Annotated in this window: 1 pseudogene; it reads right to left on the bottom strand. The window is 64.2% G+C overall.

The features are described from left to right. A pseudogene (locus tag QN219_RS05510) lies at positions 1–265 on the bottom strand (AIR synthase-related protein); the annotation flags it as partial. Positions 266–332 lie beyond the last annotated feature (67 nt).

The following is a 332-nucleotide window of genomic DNA, read 5'->3' as shown; positions in this document are numbered from 1 at the left end:
CGTATGCCGTCATGCGCTCTTCCCGCACCGGTACCTTGTCGAGATCGAGTTCGATACCAAGATCACCCTTGGCGCCCATCTCGACCGCCGAACAGGTAAGCCCCGCCGCCCCCATGTCCTGGATCGCGATCACGGCGCCTGTCTGCATCAGTTCAAGGCAGGCTTCGAGCAGGCATTTCTCGGTGAAGGGATCGCCGACCTGCACAGTCGGGCGCTTCTCCTCGATCGATTCGTCGAATTCGGCCGACGCCATCGTCGCGCCGCCGACGCCGGTCGGTCCTGCCTGGCAGCTGTCTCAGATACACATCAGCGCGCCCCCGAGACTGGCGCGA

It is taken from the genome of Sinorhizobium sp. 8-89, from assembly GCF_030124325.1.
Taxonomy (GTDB): Bacteria; Pseudomonadota; Alphaproteobacteria; order Rhizobiales; family Rhizobiaceae; genus Sinorhizobium.
This window is presented reverse-complemented; position numbering and strand designations above follow the sequence as displayed.